We start from the raw sequence: 15,862 nt of genomic DNA on the forward strand, positions 1-15,862 counted from the left end.
ATCACATGCGCATGGGCGAGTTCGCGCGGCGGACCGGGGTCAGCCAGCGGCTGCTGCGCTACTACGAGGAGCAGGGGCTGCTCGCTCCGGTGCGGCGGCCCAGCGGCTATCGCGAGTACACGGAAGAGGACGTGACCACCGTGCGCGGCATCCGCGTCCTGCTCGCCGCCGGGCTGAACACCGCCACCATCGCCGAGCTGCTGCCCTGCATGGTCGACGACGGCGATGTGCTCGCCCCCGCCTGCACCGGCATGCTGCCCGACCTCACCAAGGAGCGCGACCGCATCGACGAGGCCATCGCCGGTCTCCTCGCCGCCCGCGACCGGCTACAGGAGATCATCACCGCGCCGCTGCCCGGCCCGCCCGACGCGGTCCGCGCGGAGGGGGCCTGCTACGCGAGCGCGCCGTGACGCGGCGGGCGCGCGGCGGCGGCGAATCGCGGCCGTGACGGCGGTGTGCGACGGTGGAAACGCGCCAAGCAGGCGGAAACGCACCCCGCCCGCTCGCGGCGCACCCGGTGTCACCGGGCGCCCCGCCCGAACCGGCCGAGAGAGGAGCACATCCATGTCCTCGAGGCGACGACGCAAGAAGAAGAGCCGCCGCAAGCACGCGGCCAACCACGGGAAGCGGCCGCAGTCCTGAGCGCGTCCGGGGCGCCGGGCCGATGGGTCCGGGCGCCCCGGGGCGCGGTCGGGGCGGCTCGGGGGAGCGGGCCGCCCCGCGATCTTCGGGCAGACAGGGCAGACAGGGCAGAAACAGCGCAGGCGGCGCGGCCAGCGCAGGCCGCCGGGCCCTAGGGCTCGGGCCCCGGCCGCGCCAGCGCCTCCCGCAGCGACGCCACCGGCGACAGACTGACCCGTACGCCGGTGATGCCCATGACGCGCAGCGTCATCGGATCGCTGCACACCACCCGCAGCCGGCCGCCCCGCGAGGCGAGGCGCCGCTGTGCCCGCAGGAGCAGGGCGAGGCCGGAGCAGTCGAAGAACGTCGCGTGGCTCAGATCGATGACGACGGTCTCGGCACCTCCCGACGTCACCGGGTCGACCACGGGCAGCGCGCGCTGGAAGGCCACGACGTCGATGTCGCCGTGCAGTTCGACCACGACGCTGTCCCCGGACTCATAGACCCGAGGCGGTAACTCCGGAATCTCGCAAGCGATTTCGCTCAGTTCGTCCTGATGCACTAGTCCCCCCAGGGCGGGCCCCGGTCGGCACGTGAAGCCGGGGCTGATGCGATGAAGCAACCGGAATGAGGAGGTCACCAGGGGCCGGGGTGCCTGGCGGATCACGCTAGCGGCCAGGGGCCCGCCGTGCGGTGCGGGAACGATTCGTACGGGGGCCGTGCCACTCGATGGGGGGAAGTTGTTCTGAGGGACTTGACATGATGTGGCGGCTTTTGGTCTGGCGGTAGTCGCCCTCATCAGCGGCTGGTTTCCGTGGCACTGTGTTGCGGGCAAGCCACTGGGGGCCAACAGAAGAGGGGGAACCGTGATCGTCTGGATCAATGGCGCGTTCGGTGCGGGAAAGACCAGCGCCGCGCAGGAACTGATCGAGCTGATCCCGAACAGCACGCTCTTCGACCCCGAGGTCATCGGCGGCGCGCTCCCGCATCTGCTGCCGGCGAAACACCTCGCCGAGGTCGGTGACTTCCAGGACCTGCCGATCTGGCGGCGCCTGGTGATCGACACGGCCGCCGGACTCCTCGCCGAGCTCGGCGGGGTCCTGGTGGTGCCGATGACACTGCTGCGGCAGGAGTACCGCGACGAGATATTCGGCGGTCTCGCCTCCCGGCGCATACCCATACGCCATGTTCTGCTCGCTCCGGACGAAACGATCCTGCGTGCGCGCATAGCCGAGCGCGACCTGCCTCCGGACCCACCCGACGGCGAACTGAGCGTCCGGCAGTGGTCGTTCGACCACATCGAGCCCTACCTCGCCGCGCTCACCGCCTGGTTGGGCGCGGACGCCCACCGTCTCGACACCAGCGCCCTGACCCCGTACGAGACGGCGGAGCGCATCGCCGAGGCCGTGCGCACCGGGGCCGCCTCTGTCTGCGACATCGTGCAGACCCCCGAGCCCACCGCGGAGACCGTCGCCGCGGGCGTGCTGCTCTTCGACGAGCGGGACCGGGTGCTGCTCGTCGACCCGACGTACAAGCCGGGCTGGGAGTTCCCCGGCGGTGTCGTCGAACGCGGCGAGGCTCCCGCCCGCGCCGGGGTGCGCGAGGTCGCCGAGGAGACCGGACTGCTCCTCACCAAGGCGCCCCGGCTGCTGGTCGCGGACTGGGAGCCGCCCGCGCCGCCCGGATACGGAGGGATGCGCTTCCTCTTCGACGGCGGCGTCCTCGACGGCGCGGACGTCCAGCGCCTGCTGCTGCCGGGGCCGGAACTGCGCGACTGGCGCTTCGTCACCGAGGAGGAGGCCGCCCGGCTGCTGCCGCCGGTGCGCTACGAACGCCTCCGCTGGGCGCTGCGCGCGCGGGAGCGGGGCGTGTCGCTGTACCTGGAGGCGGGCGAGCCGGTCGGCGGATGAGGCCGGGCGGCCCGCTCAGGCGCGCAGCGAGGGCCGACGGCCGTCCAGGAGCGCGGCCCCGAGCCCGGTGATCGTGTGCAGCGTCGTGTTGCGGTACCTGCGGCTGGAGATCAGCGCCGCCTCGCGCAGCGCCGCCAGGTGCCGACTGGCGTTGGAGGGACTCAGGCCGGTGTACCGGGCCAGCTCACCGGTGGTGAACGTGCCGTCGGCCGCGGCGTCGAGCAGCAGGGCCCGGGCCCGGCCGAGCAGCGCCGTGAGCGAGCCCCGGGCCCGCGGGCCGTGGCCGGGGCGCTCCCAGCCCGGCCGGTGCTCGATGGGGTAGACGAGGACGGGTTCGAGGCTGGGGTCGAAGAGGACGGTCGGGCGGTAGCGGCAGAAGAAGGAGGGCTGGAGCAGCAGGCCCCGGCCCTCCAGGCGCAGGTCCTGATCGACGGGGAAGTCCAGGCTGAGCACCGGGTAGTGCCAGTGCGCCGACGGGTGCAGACTGCCGAGAACGGCGGCCCAGCCGCCGTGCGCCACCTGCCGCGCGCGCAGCATCACGTCATGGCGGATGGCGTCGCGGATGGTCGGCCAGTACGGCCGCAGTCCGGTGGTGAAGTAGAGCTGGGCGGTGTCGGCGAGCCGCCCGAGCGGACGCGCCGAGCCCGTCGCGAGGTCCGCCGCCCACGCGGGCAGCCGCACGCCCGGGTGCATGCGGTGGAAGGTCTCCAGGTCGGCGCGGAGCCGTCGGCGGGGCGTGGCGCGCAGGGCCTCGGTCTGCGCGGCCAGGCTCTGGCCGGTCCCCGGCGTCAGGAAGTCACAGGTGTAGCCGCGGGCGGGGGAGAGGACGGCGAGCTGGCGGGTGGCCGCGGGCAGGTGCGGGGCCACCTGCTGCCGCCAGGGGCCGAAGAGGACGGAGGCGTCGCGGCGCTGGAGGCGGTGGAGGCTGATGTTCACCTCCCACATGGGGTCCGGTTCCTCGCTGAACCGGGTGCGTGCCAGGTCGTCAGAGGTGAAGTGAATTCTGAGCATTCCGGTTCCCCCGTGCCGGTCGTCCCCGTGGCGGGGCGCCCGGGAGCACGGAGCGGCGCATGGACGGGGCCCCCGGATGTCGCCCCCGTTGCCCCCCTTCTACCAGCAGGTTCGGCCCGGCAGGAGTCTCTTTTCGGCGGCGAGGAACCGGGTTTTCCCCAGAGGTACCGGGTCTTCCTCAGAGGTGAGGAGCGGAATCGTGGGCCCCGGTCACGGGCGTCGGCAGGGGATCAGACCCGCTCGTATCGCGCCGCAGCCGCGCGCAGCGCCGCCGTGGCGCCCGTGCGGACCGGGTCGCCGTGGCCGAAGCAGGCCGTGTCGGCGTCCAGCGCGGCGAGGCGGTGGAACGAGGCGACGGCCTGGGCCCTGTCCTGGTTGAAGACGCCGAGGAGCACACCCGGCTCGGGGGCGTGCGCGACGGCGTCACCCGTGAACAGGACGCCGTGCTCCGGCAGATGGACGCCGATGCTGCCGGACGTGTGCCCCGGCGCCCCGACGACCCGCGCGCCGCCGCCGAAGGGCAGGACGTCGGCGTCCGTCACTTCCTGGACCTCGGCGGCGTACACCCGCTGTTCGGTCGGTTTCGGGACGTCCTTCGACGCCGTCGCGAACAGCGGCTCCTCCCAGTCCTGGAGGACCGGCGCGGTCCCCGGGGCCTCGCCCCGGACCATCGGCGCGTCCAGGTAGTGCGCGAGCACCGTCGCCCCGGTCAGGGCTGCCACCTCGCCCGCACCGCCCGCGTGGTCGCTGTGGAAGTGCGTGAGGACGACGCGCCGCAGGTCGCCGGGGCGCAGCCCGAGCCCGGTGAGCGCGTCCACGATGCCGGGCCCCGAACCGGGCGGGCCCGCGTCGATCAGGGTGAGGCCGTCCTCGTCGCGCCACAGGTAGGCCTGGCCGATGGCGAAGCGGAAGAGGTGGAGCCGGGGCCGGAGTTCGGTCATCTCGATCGCGTTCATGCGGCGACCGTACGAACGCCCCGGCACCGGGGCGAGGGCCCTTCACCCTGAGCGGACGGATTCTGCCCGGGGCAGAGCGCGAGCGCCAACAGCGCCCCGGCCGCCGCGCGGCGGCCGGGGCGTTCCCTTCAGAGCGCGCAGGTATGCACCGGGTCGCCCTGCGGACGCGGAACCGTGCGGCTGGGCGGCGGCGCCGTGCCGTCCTCCACCCAGGCCGTCAGCGCGTCGAAGGCGTCGCGCGCGCACGGTAGCAGCGGGCGCACGAGCGCAGGGTGCGCGCCGTACAGGCCGTCCGTGTGGTTGCCGCCGACGACCCGGTAGTAGCGGTGGTGCGCGCCCCGGCGCGCGGTGTCGACAAGGCGCGCGTAGCGGTCGGAGCCCGGGCCGATGGGGATCAGCGCGTCCAGGGTGCCGTGGACGGTGACGAGGGGGCGCCCGACGCGTCCGGTCAGGGCCAGGCGGGCCACGGTGTCGTGCACGGCACGCGGGCGCGCCGCGTAGTCGTAGTCCGTGTCGCAGCCCCGCCCCGTGCCCTCGCGGCAGAACGGCGTCCCGGCCTCGGTGGCGCCGTCGTAGCCGGGGTCGACCTCCTCGCGGATCAGCCGCTGGAAGGTGTCCCACTGTGCGCGGTAGTGCGCGTCCCACAGCGGTTCGGACTCCGGCGGGTACCCGGCGGCCGCCATGGCCCGGCGCGCCCCCGGCTCGCCCGCCACCAGACGCGGGTACGCGCGCAGCGCGGGCGGCAGCGTCGCGAGGAGGTTGGGGGACTCGCGGGTCAGGAGCACCCCTTCCCAGTCGAGGCCCCCGTCGTACAGCCAGGGCACGTTCTCCAGCTGCCAGCGCACCAGATATCCGCCCATGGACATGCCCGCCGCGTAGGTGTGCCGGGGCGCGCTGCCGTAGTGCCGGGCGGCGACGAGCCGGGCGGCGACGGTCAGCTGGGTCAGACGCCGGTGCCATTCGGCGATCGCGTCGCCGGGGCGCCGCCCGTCGCGGTACAGCGTAGGACCGGTGTTGCCCTTGTCGGTGGCCGCGAACGCGTAGCCCCGCGCCAGGACGTGGTCGCCGATGGTGCGGTCGTTGGCGTACTGCTCGCGGACGCCGGGCGGCCCCGCCACCACCAGGCCGCCGTTCCAGCGCTCGGGCAGCCGGATCACGAACTGGCTGTCGTGGTCCCAGCCGTGCGTGGGGTTCGTGCGTGAGGAGTCGGGGAAGTAGCCGTCGAGCTGCACGCCCGGCACCTCCGACGACGGGCCGCGGGTGCCGGGAGCCACCAGGCCCGCCCAGTCGGCGGGGTCGGTGTGGCCCGAGGCGACCGTGCCCGCCGTGGTCAGGTCCCGCAGACAGGCGCCGACGGTCTTCTCGGCGCCGGGCACCCGCAGCCGCTCGGCGGAGCAGCCGTCCGGGGGCGCGGCCGTCGCGGCCGGGGTGAGCGCGGCGAGCAGCAACGCCGCGGTGACGGAGGCGAGGTGACGGATCATGCGGGGTCCCTTCCGCGATGCGGCGCCCTGGGAGGGGCGCACGGGCAGGGCGACCGTAGGGAACGGCGGTCCGCGGCGGTGAGTGCCGACCGGACAGCGGACGGGCACCCACCGCGCGGCCGTAGCCGTTCGGCACGTGCCGAACGGCCAGAGCACCACCGGCCGCGCCCGGAGGGTCGTGGCGGCGAGCCCCCGCCCAGTACGGTGACCGCAGGCCGACGGGGGAGGCGCGCATGACGGCCACACCATGGACCCGCACCGCCCTAGGGCCCTGCTGGTGGATCTCCGCGGCGTCGCGTCGCCCGGCACGCCCTCTCGCCGCACCGGACGAAAGCCCAAGTAGCTCCGCTACTAGGACTTCCGCCCGGCACGCCGAGAGCACGCACCGAACGCCGCTCCTTCACCCACGGAGATCCACCAGCAGGACCCTAGCGCCGCCGCCCGTGCGCCCGGCGCGCGCCGTGCCGTGGGTGTCACCCGTGCTGTACGCGGCCGTCCTGATCGCGGGCGTGGCGTACGAACTCGCGGGCGAGAACCCCCAGCCGCTCCCGCGCACGGCCGGATTCGTGGCCGGGCTCGCCGCGCTGTTCGCGCTGGACGCGGCCGAGCGCCGACGGGGGCCGGGACCCGCGGCGCGCGCCGCCGTGGTCGGCGTGTTCCTCGCCCGCCTCGCCCTGTTCGTCGCGGTGGCCGCCTGCGACGGCGCTGGCCTGTCGCGAGTGCTCTTCGTCCTGGTGCCGTTCACCGCCTACTTCGCGTTCGGGCGGCGGGTGGCCCTCACCCTGGCCTCGGCCTGCGCGAGCGCGCTGCTCGGCTGGTACGTCCTCGCCGTCGACGGCTGGTACCGGGACGTCGAGGCGATCTCCGACCTGCTGATGTTCGGGCTCGGCCTGGTGCTCGCGGTGTCGATGGCGGCCGTCGCGACGGGCGAGCAGGAGGCGCGGCGGCGCCTGGAGTCGACGGTCGCCGAACTCACCGCCTCCCACGGCCGGCTGCGGATGTACGCGGCCCGGGTTGCCGAACTGTCCACGGCCGAGGAGCGCAACCGCCTCGCCCGCGAGATCCACGACAGCCTCGGCCACCACCTCACGGCCATCGCCGTCCAAGTGGAGAAGGCCGAGGCCTTCCGCGACCGGGACGCCGCGGCCGCCGACCAGGCCCTCGCCGCCGCCCGCTGGTCGGCGCGGCGCGCCCTGGAGGAGGTCCGCCAGTCGGTACGGGCCCTGCGGGACCGGGACGAGCCGTTCTCGCTGTCCGCGGCGCTCACCGACCTCGTCCGGCACGCGGAAGGCGGCGTTCCCCGGGTCGGCCTCGACATCGCGGGGCAGGAGACGGGGTACGGCACGGCCCAGTTGACGGCCCTGTACCGGGCCGCTCAGGAGGCCCTGACCAACGCCCGCCGGCACGCGGCGGCGACGGCCGTGACGGTCAGCGTCGCCTACGGCCCCGCGTCCGCGCGGCTCACCGTGGCGGACGACGGCCGGGGCCTGCCGGGACCCGGCTCCGCGCGGCACGCCCCCGGCGTCGGGCTGCGCGGACTGCGCGAACGGCTGCACCTGCTCGGCGGCGAGCTGCGCGTGGACAGCGAGCCCGGCGCGGGCACGACGGTGACGGTGACGGTGCCCCGCGCCGCGTCGACGGCGGCGGCGCCGGGGACGACGGGACGTACGCCATGAGCGCACCGGGACGTACCGCATGAGCACACCGGAACCCGGGCCCCCGGACGCCGTGCGCGTGCTCGTCGTCGACGACCAGGAGCTGGTCCGCGAGGGCATCGCCTCCCTGCTCGCCATCCAGCCCGGCATCCAGGTGGTGGGCACGGCCGCCGACGGCGCGGGGGCCGTGGCCGCGGCGCTGTCCCTGCGGCCGGACGTGGTCCTCATGGACGTGCGCATGCCCGGCATGGACGGCGTCGAGGCCGTCCATGCCCTCGGGGAGCGGGCGCCCGCCCCCAAGGCCGTCATGCTGACCACGTTCGACGACGACGACTACGTCGTACGGGCGCTGCGGGCCGGCGCCGTCGGCTACCTCCTGAAGAGCCTGCCCGCGGCCGAACTCGCCGACGCCGTACGGCTCGCGCACCGGGGCGTCGCCCAGCTCGACCCGGCGGTGACCCGGCGCCTGGCCGCCGCGCCGCCCCCGCCACCGGCGGCCGCGCCCCCGCCCGCCGCTCCGGCGCCGGGCGGGCCGCCCACCGCCCGCGAGATCGAGATCCTGCGGCTCGTCGCGGCCGGGGCCACCAACCGGGAGATCGCCTCGCGGCTCTACCTCAGCGAGGGCACCGTCAAGAACCACATCTCGCGCATCCTCACCCGACTCGGCCTGCGCGGCCGCGCCCAGGCGGCGCTCTACGCGCGCGACAACGGGCTGCTGTGACCCTGGCAGCGGCGGCGGCCGTCAGACCCCGGCCGTGTACCGCTGGAGGAACAGCGCCTCCGCGACCGACATGCGCTCCAGCTCGTCAGGGGACACGCTCTCGTTGACCGCGTGGATCTGCGCCTCGGGCTCGTTCAGGCCGATGAGCAGGATCTCCGCGTCCGGGTACAGCGCGCCCAGCGTGTTGCACAGCGGGATCGAGCCGCCCATGCCGGAGGCCTGCATCCGCTGGCCGTCGTACGCCTCGCTCAGGGCCGCGCCCATCGCCTCGTACGCCGGGCTCGTGATGTCCGCGCGGAACGCCTGGCCCTGGCCGACCTGCTCGGTGCGCACCCGGGCACCCCACGGCGTGTGCGCCTCCAGGTGGGCGCGCAGCAGCTTGGAGGCGTGCGCGGCGTCCATGCCCGGCGGCACCCGCAGGCTGATCAGCGCCCGCGCGCTGGCCTGCACCGACGGGGTCGCGCCGACCACCGGCGGGCAGTCGATGCCGAGGACGGTGACCGCGGGGCGCGCCCAGATGCGGTCGGCGACCGTGCCGTCGCCGATCAGGCCGACCCCGTCCAGGACCTTGGCGTCCTTGCGGAAGGCGTCCTCGTCGTACTGGAGCCCGTCCCAGACGCCCGCGGCGTCGAGCCCGTCGATCGTCGTCGAGCCGTCCGCGGCGCGCAGCGAGTCAAGGACCCGCACCAGCGCGGCGAGCGCGTCCGGGGCGGCGCCGCCGAACTGCCCGGAGTGCAGGTTGCCTTCGAGGGTGTCGACCTCAAGGCGGACGAGGGTCATGCCGCGCAGTGTCGCGGTGACCGTCGGCAGACCGGCGCGGAAGTTGCCCGCGTCGCCGATGACGATGGAGTCGGCGCGCAGCAGGTCGGGGTGCGCCTCGGCGTACCGCTCAAGGCCGCCCGTGCCCTGCTCCTCGGAGCCCTCCGCGATGAACTTCACGTTCACGGGCACGCCGCCGTTCGCCTTCAGGGCGCGCAGCGCGAGCAGGTGCATGACCACGCCGCCCTTGCAGTCCGCGCTGCCGCGCCCGTACCAGCGGCCGTCTCGCTCGGTCAGCTCGAAGGGGGGCGTGGCCCAGCCGGCCTCGTCGAGGGGCGGCTGCACGTCGTAGTGCGCGTACAGGAGCACCGTCGGGGCGCCCTCGGGGCCGGGCAGGAAGCCGTACACCGACTGCGTGCCGTCGGGGGTGTCGAGCAGCGCGACGTCCTGGAAGCCCTCGGCGCGCAGCGCGTCGGCCACCCAGTTCGCGGCGGCCTCGCTCTCGCTCTTCGGGTACTGCGCGAAGTCCGCCACCGACTTGAAGGCCACCAGCTCGGTGAGCTCCGCCTTCGCCCGCGGCATGAGGGAGGCGACGGTCTCGGCGATCGGATGCGACGGCATGGGCACGCTCCTCGTAGGTGCGACGTTGTCCCTGAGGACGGGGTGGGGCGGTGTCGCGACGGTGTAAGGGGTGGGCGCCGCGCCCGCCGCTGGACGGGGTGCGCGGGGCGCACACGCTTGATCCTCCCACAGGAGGGTTGCCGGAGCGTGCGCCGTAGGATGCCTCAGAAGAGCTGAGGACAGCGCGGCCAAGACGGGGATCGGGAGCGGAAGACCAACGTGAGCAGCGAGAAGTCAGCAGACGACGCGCGGCAGGTGTGGGACGTCGTCGTGGTCGGCGCGGGCCCCGCGGGAGCCTCGGCGGCCTATGCGGCGGCCGTCGCGGGACGCAGTGTCCTGATGCTGGAGAAGGCCGAACTGCCGCGGTACAAGACCTGTGGCGGCGGCATCATCGGCCCGTCCAGGGACGCGCTGCCCCCGGGCTTCGACCTGCCGCTGCGCGACCGCGTGCACGCGGTGACGTTCTCCCTGGACGGCAAGTACGCCCGCACCCGCCGCTCGCGCAAGACGCTGTTCGGGCTCATCAACCGTCCCGAGTTCGACCAGCAGCTCGTCGAGCACGCCCAGAAGGCGGGCGCCGAGCTGCGCACCGGCGCCACCGTCGCGCGCGTGGAGCAGCACGGCCCGGCGGTGCCCGACCGGCGCACGGTCGCCGTGGTCCTGGGGAGCGGTGAGACGGTGCTCGCGCGCGCGGTCGTCGGCGCCGACGGCAGCGCCAGCCGCATAGGAGCGCACGTCGGGGTGAAGCTGGACCAGGTCGACCTCGGCCTGGAGGCGGAGATCCCGGTGCCCGCGACGGTCGCGGAGGACTGGGCGGGCCGGGTGCTCATCGACTGGGGCCCGATGCCGGGCAGTTACGGCTGGGTGTTCCCCAAGGGCGACACGCTGACCGTCGGCGTGATCTCCGCGCGCGGCGAAGGCGCCGCCACCAAGCGGTACTTGGAGGACTTCATCGCCCGCCTCGGCCTCGCGGGCTTCGAGCCGAGCATCTCCTCGGGACACCTCACGCGCTGCCGCAGCGACGACTCGCCGCTCTCCCGCGGCCGCGTCCTGGTCTGCGGCGACGCGGCGGGCCTGCTTGAGCCGTGGACGCGCGAGGGCATCTCGTTCGCGCTGCGCTCGGGGCGGCTCGCGGGCGAGTGGGCGGTGCGCATCGCCGAGGCGAGCGACGCGGTGGACGCCCGCCGCCAGGCGCTGAACTACGCCTTCGCCATCAAGGCGGGCCTCGGCGTGGAGATGGGCGTCGGGCGGCGCATGCTGTCCGTCTTCGAGCGCCGCCCCGGCCTGCTGCACGCGGCGATCACGGGCTTCCGCCCGGCGTGGAACGCGTTCGCGAAGATCACCCGCGGCTCGACGACGCTCGCCGATCTGGTGCGCACGCACCCGATGGCGCACCGCGTGCTCGGCAGGCTCGACCGCTAGCGCGCCGGACGGGGCGGGCGACTGCGCGTGTGTCCGCCCCGGGCGCCTGAGGGCGGCCACGTATGAAGTTTCTGTGCTTGATGTGACCATTGTGGCGAAAGAGAAATCGCCTTGGCCCATGCATGAAGGTTTCCTCAACTCGCCAGGGGCATAGGCTGGTTACTTGGACGAGGGGACTCCATACATGCCGTCGAACTCGAAGATCCTCGTGGTCGACGACCACGAGGACTACCTGTTCGCGCTCGAAAGCGCGCTGGCTCCGCTCGGATACGAGACGACATGCGCGACCAACGGGGACGACGCCCTCAAGGAGATTCTGCGAGGGCACGTGACGGTCGCCCTGCTAGACGTCCGGATGCCCGGCATAGACGGGCTTGACGTGGTGCGCTACGTACGGGGCGTGGAGCAGACGCAGCTCCTGCCGGTCATCCTGCTCACCGGGTTCGACGTGACCAACGAACTGGCGTCGACGGCCCTCCAGCTGGGCGTGGCCGACATCGTCGTCAAGCCCGTCGACCCCTGGACCCTGCGGGCGAAGGTGCGCTACCTGCACGAGTCGTATCTGCGGCTGCGCGCGCTCCAGAGCGAGGTCGAGGCCTACCGCGCCCGCAGCCTGGGCGCCCTGCCCGCGACGGAGACGGTCAAGCTGCGGGTGCCCTCCCAGGCGAGGCCGCAGGCGCTGCGGCGGGCACAGCCGAAGGACTGACCGCCGGGCGCAGGGCGGCGGCGCGTACTCCCCGGGGAGTACGCCTGATCGCCACGCCCGGCGGACGCCCGCCGCGGTGGGCGGCGTCTAGCGTGAGCGCCATGGAAGAACAGCGCGGAGGCGGCGGCGTGCCCTGGGCCGGGTCACCGGTGGGGCGGCAGGGGCCGCCGTGGTGGCGATGGCGGGACGAGGGCACGCGGCGGCTCCCCTGGCTGACGACCGTGCTCCTGACCGTGTTCGTACAGGTCGGCACGGGTTTCGCGGAGCACGGTCAGCCCGAGCGGGAGCAGGTCGACGGCCTCGCGCGGGCCCTGCTGTTCGCGGCCACCGCCGTGCTCCTGCTGCGCCACCGCCACCCGGTGCCCGTGGCGTATGCCGCCGCCGGGATCACCGTGGTGTATCTGGGCGCCGGATACCCCTACGGCCCGGTGCTGCTCACGGTCGCCGTGGGCTGCTTCGCTGCGGTCGTGGCCGGGCACCGGCACGCGGCGTGGGGCGCGGTCGGCCTGTGGTGGGCCGGGCAGGTGCTCATCACCCAGGTCCTGTACCGCTGGCTGCCGCCGGGCGGTGACGGCGCCCGCGACTGGGGCGAGGAACTCGTCGTGGCCCTCTGGGTGGTGGCCACCGTCGCGGTCTCCGAACTGGCCCGCACCCGCCGCGAGCAGTGGGCCAAGGAGCGCGCCGAACGCGAGCTCGCGGCCCGGCGGCGGGCCGACGAGGAGCGGCTGCGCATCGCCCGCGAGCTGCACGACGTGCTCGCCCACAGCATCTCCGTCATCAACGTCCAGGCCGGGGTTGGCCTCGCCCTCCTCGACTCCGACCCCGAGCAGGCCCGCACCGCCCTGACCACCATCAAGGCCGCGAGCAAGGAGGCGCTCGGCGAGGTCCGCCAGGTCCTTGACACGCTCCGCCCGCCCGCCGCCCCCGGCGCCGGGGGAGCGCCCCGCGCCCCTGCCCCCGGCCTTGAGCGCCTGCCCGAACTCGTCGAGCAGGCGGGGAGCGCCGGCTTGACGGTCACCGTCACCACTGAGGGCTCCCGCGCTCCGCTGCCGCCGGGCGCGGACCTGGCCGCCTTCCGCATCGTCCAGGAGGCCCTCACCAATGTCGTACGCCACTCCGGTTCGCGGCGGGCGCGCGTCCTGGTGCGGTACGCGCCCGGCTCTGTGACCCTGCGCGTCGACGACGACGGACCGGCCACCGGGACCGACGCGGGCGGCAGCGGCAACGGACTCGCCGGAATGAGGGAGCGTGCGGCCGCCCTGCGAGGCACGATTGAGGCGGGCCCGCGCCCGGACGGAGGCTTCCGCGTCACCGCCGCGCTGCCCACAGGACCCGCACCCGCACCTCAGGAGGACCCGTGATCCGCGTACTGCTCGCCGACGACCAGTCGTTGGTCCGGGCCGGGTTCAAGGCGCTGCTCGACGCGCAGCCGGACATCGAGGTGGCGGGCGAGGCGGCGGACGGTGAGGAGGCCGTGCGCGGGGTGCGGGAACTGCGGCCCGACGTCGTCCTGATGGACATCCGCATGCCGCGCCTCGACGGCCTTGAGGCCACCCGCCGGATCACCGGCGAGGCGGGCGCGGACGGCGTGCGGGTGGTCATGCTCACCACGTTCGAGCTCGACGAGTACGTCTTCGAGGCGATCCGCTCCGGGGCCTCGGGCTTCCTGGTCAAGGACACCGAGCCCGAGGAGCTGCTGCGCGCGGTGCGGGCGGTGGTCGCCGGGGACGCGCTGCTCTCGCCCGGCGTGACCCGGCGCCTGATCGCGGAGTTCGCGGCGCGCTCCAAGGAACCGGCGGCGGCCGAGGCGCTCGTCCACCTCACCGAGCGCGAGCGCGAGGTGATGGCGCTCGTCGGCATCGGCCTGTCCAACGAGGAGATCGCGCGCCGCCTCGTCGTGAGCCCGCTGACCGCCAAGACGCACGTGAGCCGCACGATGGTGAAGCTGGGCGCCCGTGACCGCGCCCAACTGGTCGTCCTCGCCTATGAGTCGGGCCTGGTGCGGCCCGGCTGGCTGGGCTGAGCGGGCAGTCCGGGAAGGGCCGCGCGGCGCGCCCGCCACCGCTCGGCGAACCGCCACAGGACGGTGACGAGGCGGACGACGAACACGGTGGCGGCGAGGACGGCGCCTACGCCGAGCAGCGCCCGCTCGGTGGTGCCCGACAGGTCGAAGACCAGCACGGGCCCGCCCGCGAGCGCCATGAACACGAGGGCCGCGGCCGCCCCCGCGCTGGCGAGCGCGTACCCGATCTCGATCGTGATGGCGTCCCGCTCGGCCGAGCTGCGCCGGCCCTGGCCGACCGTGGCCCCCATGTCATCCATACGGCGAGTCTCACAGGGCGAGGGCCCGGCGGCAAGAAACGTTCCGCCGGGCCCCGCGCGTCATGACCGGGCGTCAGTCGCCGACCGACACCCGCTCGCGAGCGGCCTCGGCCCGCGGCTGCGAGGCGGCGACCGTCAGGGACCGGCCCCGGCGCCGCGCGCGAAGGCCGGTGACGTTGATGAGCAGCCCGGCCACCGCGAACAGCAGCACCAGGACCAGGCCGGGGCGGTAGCTGTCCAGGACCTCCGCCGGGGAGGCGCCGCTCTCCGCCGATCCTTCGCCGGACGCCGTGATGACCGCGGTGGTGATCGCGAGGATGACCGCGCCGCCGACCTGGATCGAGGTGTTGAGCAGGCCCGAGACCATGCCCTGCTCGTGGTCGGGCACGCCGTTGGTGGCCTGGATGTTGAGCGAGGGGAAGACCAGCGCGCAGGCGATGCCGAGCAGCACCATCGAGGGCAGGATGACCGCCGCGTACGTGGGCGTCAGGTCGATGCGCAGGAACAGCGCGTACGCCACCGCGAGCAGCGTGAAGCCGGTGACGATGACCAGGGTGGTGCCGAACCGGTCGATGACACCGGCGATCTTCGTGGCGGACAGGGCCACGATGACGCCCGCGGGCAGGAAGGCGAGCGCCGTCTCAAGGGCCGACCAGCCGAGCAGCGTCTGGAGGTACTGCGTGGCGATGAACTGGAAGGACACATAGCCGCCGAAGAAGGTCACCGCGCCGAGCTGGGCCCGGATCTGGGCGCCCGAGCGCAGCACGCCGAGGCGGATGAGGGGGTTGTCGGTGCGCAGTTCGATGGTGACGAACGCGGCGAGCAGCACCGCCACGGCCAGGAACGACAGGAGCGTGCGGGCCGAGCCCCAGCCGGCCTCGGGGGCCTGGACGACGGTGAAGACGAGCAGCAGCATCGACGCCGTGCCGGTGACGGCGCCCGGCACGTCGTAGCCGCCGCGCTTGGCCTCGCGCGGGGAGCGCGGGATGAGCTTGAGCCCGGCGACGAGCGCGAGCACCGCGATCGGCGCGGGCAGCAGCATGGTCAGGCGCCAGCTGACCTCGGTGAGCACCCCGGACAGGACGAGGCCGAGGGAGAAGCCGGTGGCGGCGCAGGTGGTGTAGATGGACAGGGCGCGGTTGCGGACCGGGCCCTCGGCGAACGTCGTGGTGATGATCGACAGGCCCGCGGGCGCGGTGAACGCGGCGCTCAGGCCCTTCACGAAGCGGCTGGCGATGAGCAGCGGGCCGGAGTCGACGATCCCGCCGAGCAGCGAGGTGAGGGCGAAGACGGCCAGGGCGACGAGGAAGACCTCGCGGCGGCCGAGCAGGTCGGCGGCGCGGCCGCCGAGCAGCAGCAGACCGCCGTAGCCGAGGATGTAGCCGCTGACGACCCACTGCAGGGACGAGGTGGACAGATCGAGCTCGGAGCCGATGGACGGCAGGGCCACGCCGACCATCGACACGTCGAGCGCGTCGAGGAACATCGCCGCGCAGAGCACGAGCAGCGTGCCCCACAGACGCGGGGTCCAGCGCTCCGCGGACGCGGGCGCCTTCGCGGCGTCCGGCGCGGCGGAGGAGGCAGGGAGGGGCGAAGTCATGCGGAGGACACTACATGCACATGCATTGAATGCAAGTGCATTTAATTCTTGTGCAATAAAGTACTCTCCTCTGCTAC

16 protein-coding genes are annotated in these 15,862 nt (G+C 74.1%); 9 read left to right on the forward strand and 7 right to left on the reverse strand.

Annotated elements, in window-relative coordinates; genetic code table 11:
* The first annotated feature begins 5 nt into the window (after positions 1-5).
* Complete coding sequence (locus AC07A4_RS33345) at positions 6-410, forward strand: MerR family transcriptional regulator (protein ID WP_478606014.1); 405 nt, start codon at positions 6-8, stop codon at positions 408-410.
* 154 nt (positions 411-564) lie between these two features.
* Entirely contained in the window at positions 565-642 is a 78-nt protein-coding gene (locus tag AC07A4_RS33350; RefSeq protein ID WP_478606259.1) for a 50S ribosomal protein bL37, read from the forward strand.
* A 151-nt stretch (positions 643-793) separates the two neighbouring features.
* Here AC07A4_RS33350 and AC07A4_RS33355 read toward each other — a convergent pair whose 3' ends face one another.
* Entirely contained in the window at positions 794-1,591 is a 798-nt protein-coding gene (locus AC07A4_RS33355) for an STAS domain-containing protein (protein ID WP_478606016.1), read from the reverse strand.
* Here AC07A4_RS33355 and AC07A4_RS33360 point away from each other — a divergent pair.
* Entirely contained in the window at positions 1,488-2,531 is a 1,044-nt protein-coding gene (locus tag AC07A4_RS33360; RefSeq protein WP_478606018.1) for an NUDIX hydrolase, read from the forward strand. The genes AC07A4_RS33355 and AC07A4_RS33360 overlap by 104 nt on opposite strands.
* Positions 2,532-2,546: 15 nt before the next feature.
* On the opposite strand, the gene AC07A4_RS33365 is transcribed toward AC07A4_RS33360, so the two are convergent.
* From AC07A4_RS33365 to AC07A4_RS33375, 3 genes are all read right to left on the reverse strand, one after another.
* Complete coding sequence (locus AC07A4_RS33365; protein WP_478606020.1) at positions 2,547-3,542, reverse strand: helix-turn-helix domain-containing protein; 996 nt, start codon at positions 3,540-3,542, stop codon at positions 2,547-2,549.
* A 230-nt stretch (positions 3,543-3,772) separates the two neighbouring features.
* Positions 3,773-4,489 carry an MBL fold metallo-hydrolase gene (locus tag AC07A4_RS33370; protein WP_478606262.1) on the reverse strand — a complete coding sequence of 239 codons (717 nt, stop codon included), beginning with the start codon at positions 4,487-4,489 and terminating at the stop codon, positions 3,773-3,775.
* Between the two features lie 137 nt (positions 4,490-4,626).
* Positions 4,627-5,979 carry a tannase/feruloyl esterase family alpha/beta hydrolase gene (locus tag AC07A4_RS33375; RefSeq protein ID WP_478606022.1) on the reverse strand — a complete coding sequence of 451 codons (1,353 nt, stop codon included), beginning with the start codon at positions 5,977-5,979 and terminating at the stop codon, positions 4,627-4,629.
* Positions 5,980-6,449: 470 nt separating this feature from the next.
* Here AC07A4_RS33375 and AC07A4_RS33380 point away from each other — a divergent pair, with 470 nt between their 5' ends.
* Positions 6,450-7,655, forward strand: coding sequence for a sensor histidine kinase (locus tag AC07A4_RS33380; RefSeq protein WP_478606024.1), 1,206 nt, complete (start codon positions 6,450-6,452; stop codon positions 7,653-7,655).
* A 19-nt stretch (positions 7,656-7,674) separates the two neighbouring features.
* The gene (locus AC07A4_RS33385) at positions 7,675-8,355 is read left to right on the forward strand and encodes a response regulator (RefSeq protein WP_478606027.1); all 681 of its coding nucleotides are present in this window, start codon (positions 7,675-7,677) and stop codon (positions 8,353-8,355) included.
* 21 nt (positions 8,356-8,376) lie between these two features.
* On the opposite strand, the gene AC07A4_RS33390 is transcribed toward AC07A4_RS33385, so the two are convergent.
* Positions 8,377-9,735 carry a M20/M25/M40 family metallo-hydrolase gene (locus tag AC07A4_RS33390; RefSeq protein ID WP_478606028.1) on the reverse strand — a complete coding sequence of 453 codons (1,359 nt, stop codon included), beginning with the start codon at positions 9,733-9,735 and terminating at the stop codon, positions 8,377-8,379.
* Between the two features lie 219 nt (positions 9,736-9,954).
* Between AC07A4_RS33390 and AC07A4_RS33395 the strand changes: the two genes are divergently transcribed.
* From AC07A4_RS33395 to AC07A4_RS33410, 4 genes are all read left to right on the forward strand, one after another.
* Positions 9,955-11,157 carry a geranylgeranyl reductase family protein gene (locus tag AC07A4_RS33395; RefSeq protein ID WP_478606030.1) on the forward strand — a complete coding sequence of 401 codons (1,203 nt, stop codon included), beginning with the start codon at positions 9,955-9,957 and terminating at the stop codon, positions 11,155-11,157.
* A 184-nt stretch (positions 11,158-11,341) separates the two neighbouring features.
* Positions 11,342-11,863, forward strand: coding sequence for a response regulator (locus AC07A4_RS33400; protein WP_478606033.1), 522 nt, complete (start codon positions 11,342-11,344; stop codon positions 11,861-11,863).
* Between the two features lie 101 nt (positions 11,864-11,964).
* Positions 11,965-13,224 carry a sensor histidine kinase gene (locus AC07A4_RS33405; protein WP_478606036.1) on the forward strand — a complete coding sequence of 420 codons (1,260 nt, stop codon included), beginning with the start codon at positions 11,965-11,967 and terminating at the stop codon, positions 13,222-13,224.
* Positions 13,221-13,886, forward strand: coding sequence for a response regulator (locus tag AC07A4_RS33410; protein ID WP_478606039.1), 666 nt, complete (start codon positions 13,221-13,223; stop codon positions 13,884-13,886). The genes AC07A4_RS33405 and AC07A4_RS33410 overlap by 4 nt, the downstream gene beginning before the upstream one ends.
* Here AC07A4_RS33410 and AC07A4_RS33415 read toward each other — a convergent pair.
* Positions 13,847-14,185: a DUF6332 family protein gene (locus AC07A4_RS33415; RefSeq protein WP_478606042.1), complete on the reverse strand. Its 339-nt coding sequence runs from the start codon at positions 14,183-14,185 to the stop codon at positions 13,847-13,849. The genes AC07A4_RS33410 and AC07A4_RS33415 overlap by 40 nt on opposite strands.
* A 73-nt stretch (positions 14,186-14,258) precedes the next feature.
* Positions 14,259-15,785 (reverse strand): MFS transporter, encoded by a 1,527-nt coding sequence (locus AC07A4_RS33420; RefSeq protein ID WP_478606044.1) that lies wholly within the window; start codon positions 15,783-15,785, stop codon positions 14,259-14,261.
* Between the last annotated feature and the right edge of the window lie 77 nt (positions 15,786-15,862).

It is taken from the genome of Streptomyces sp. NPDC043996 (assembly GCF_056435225.1).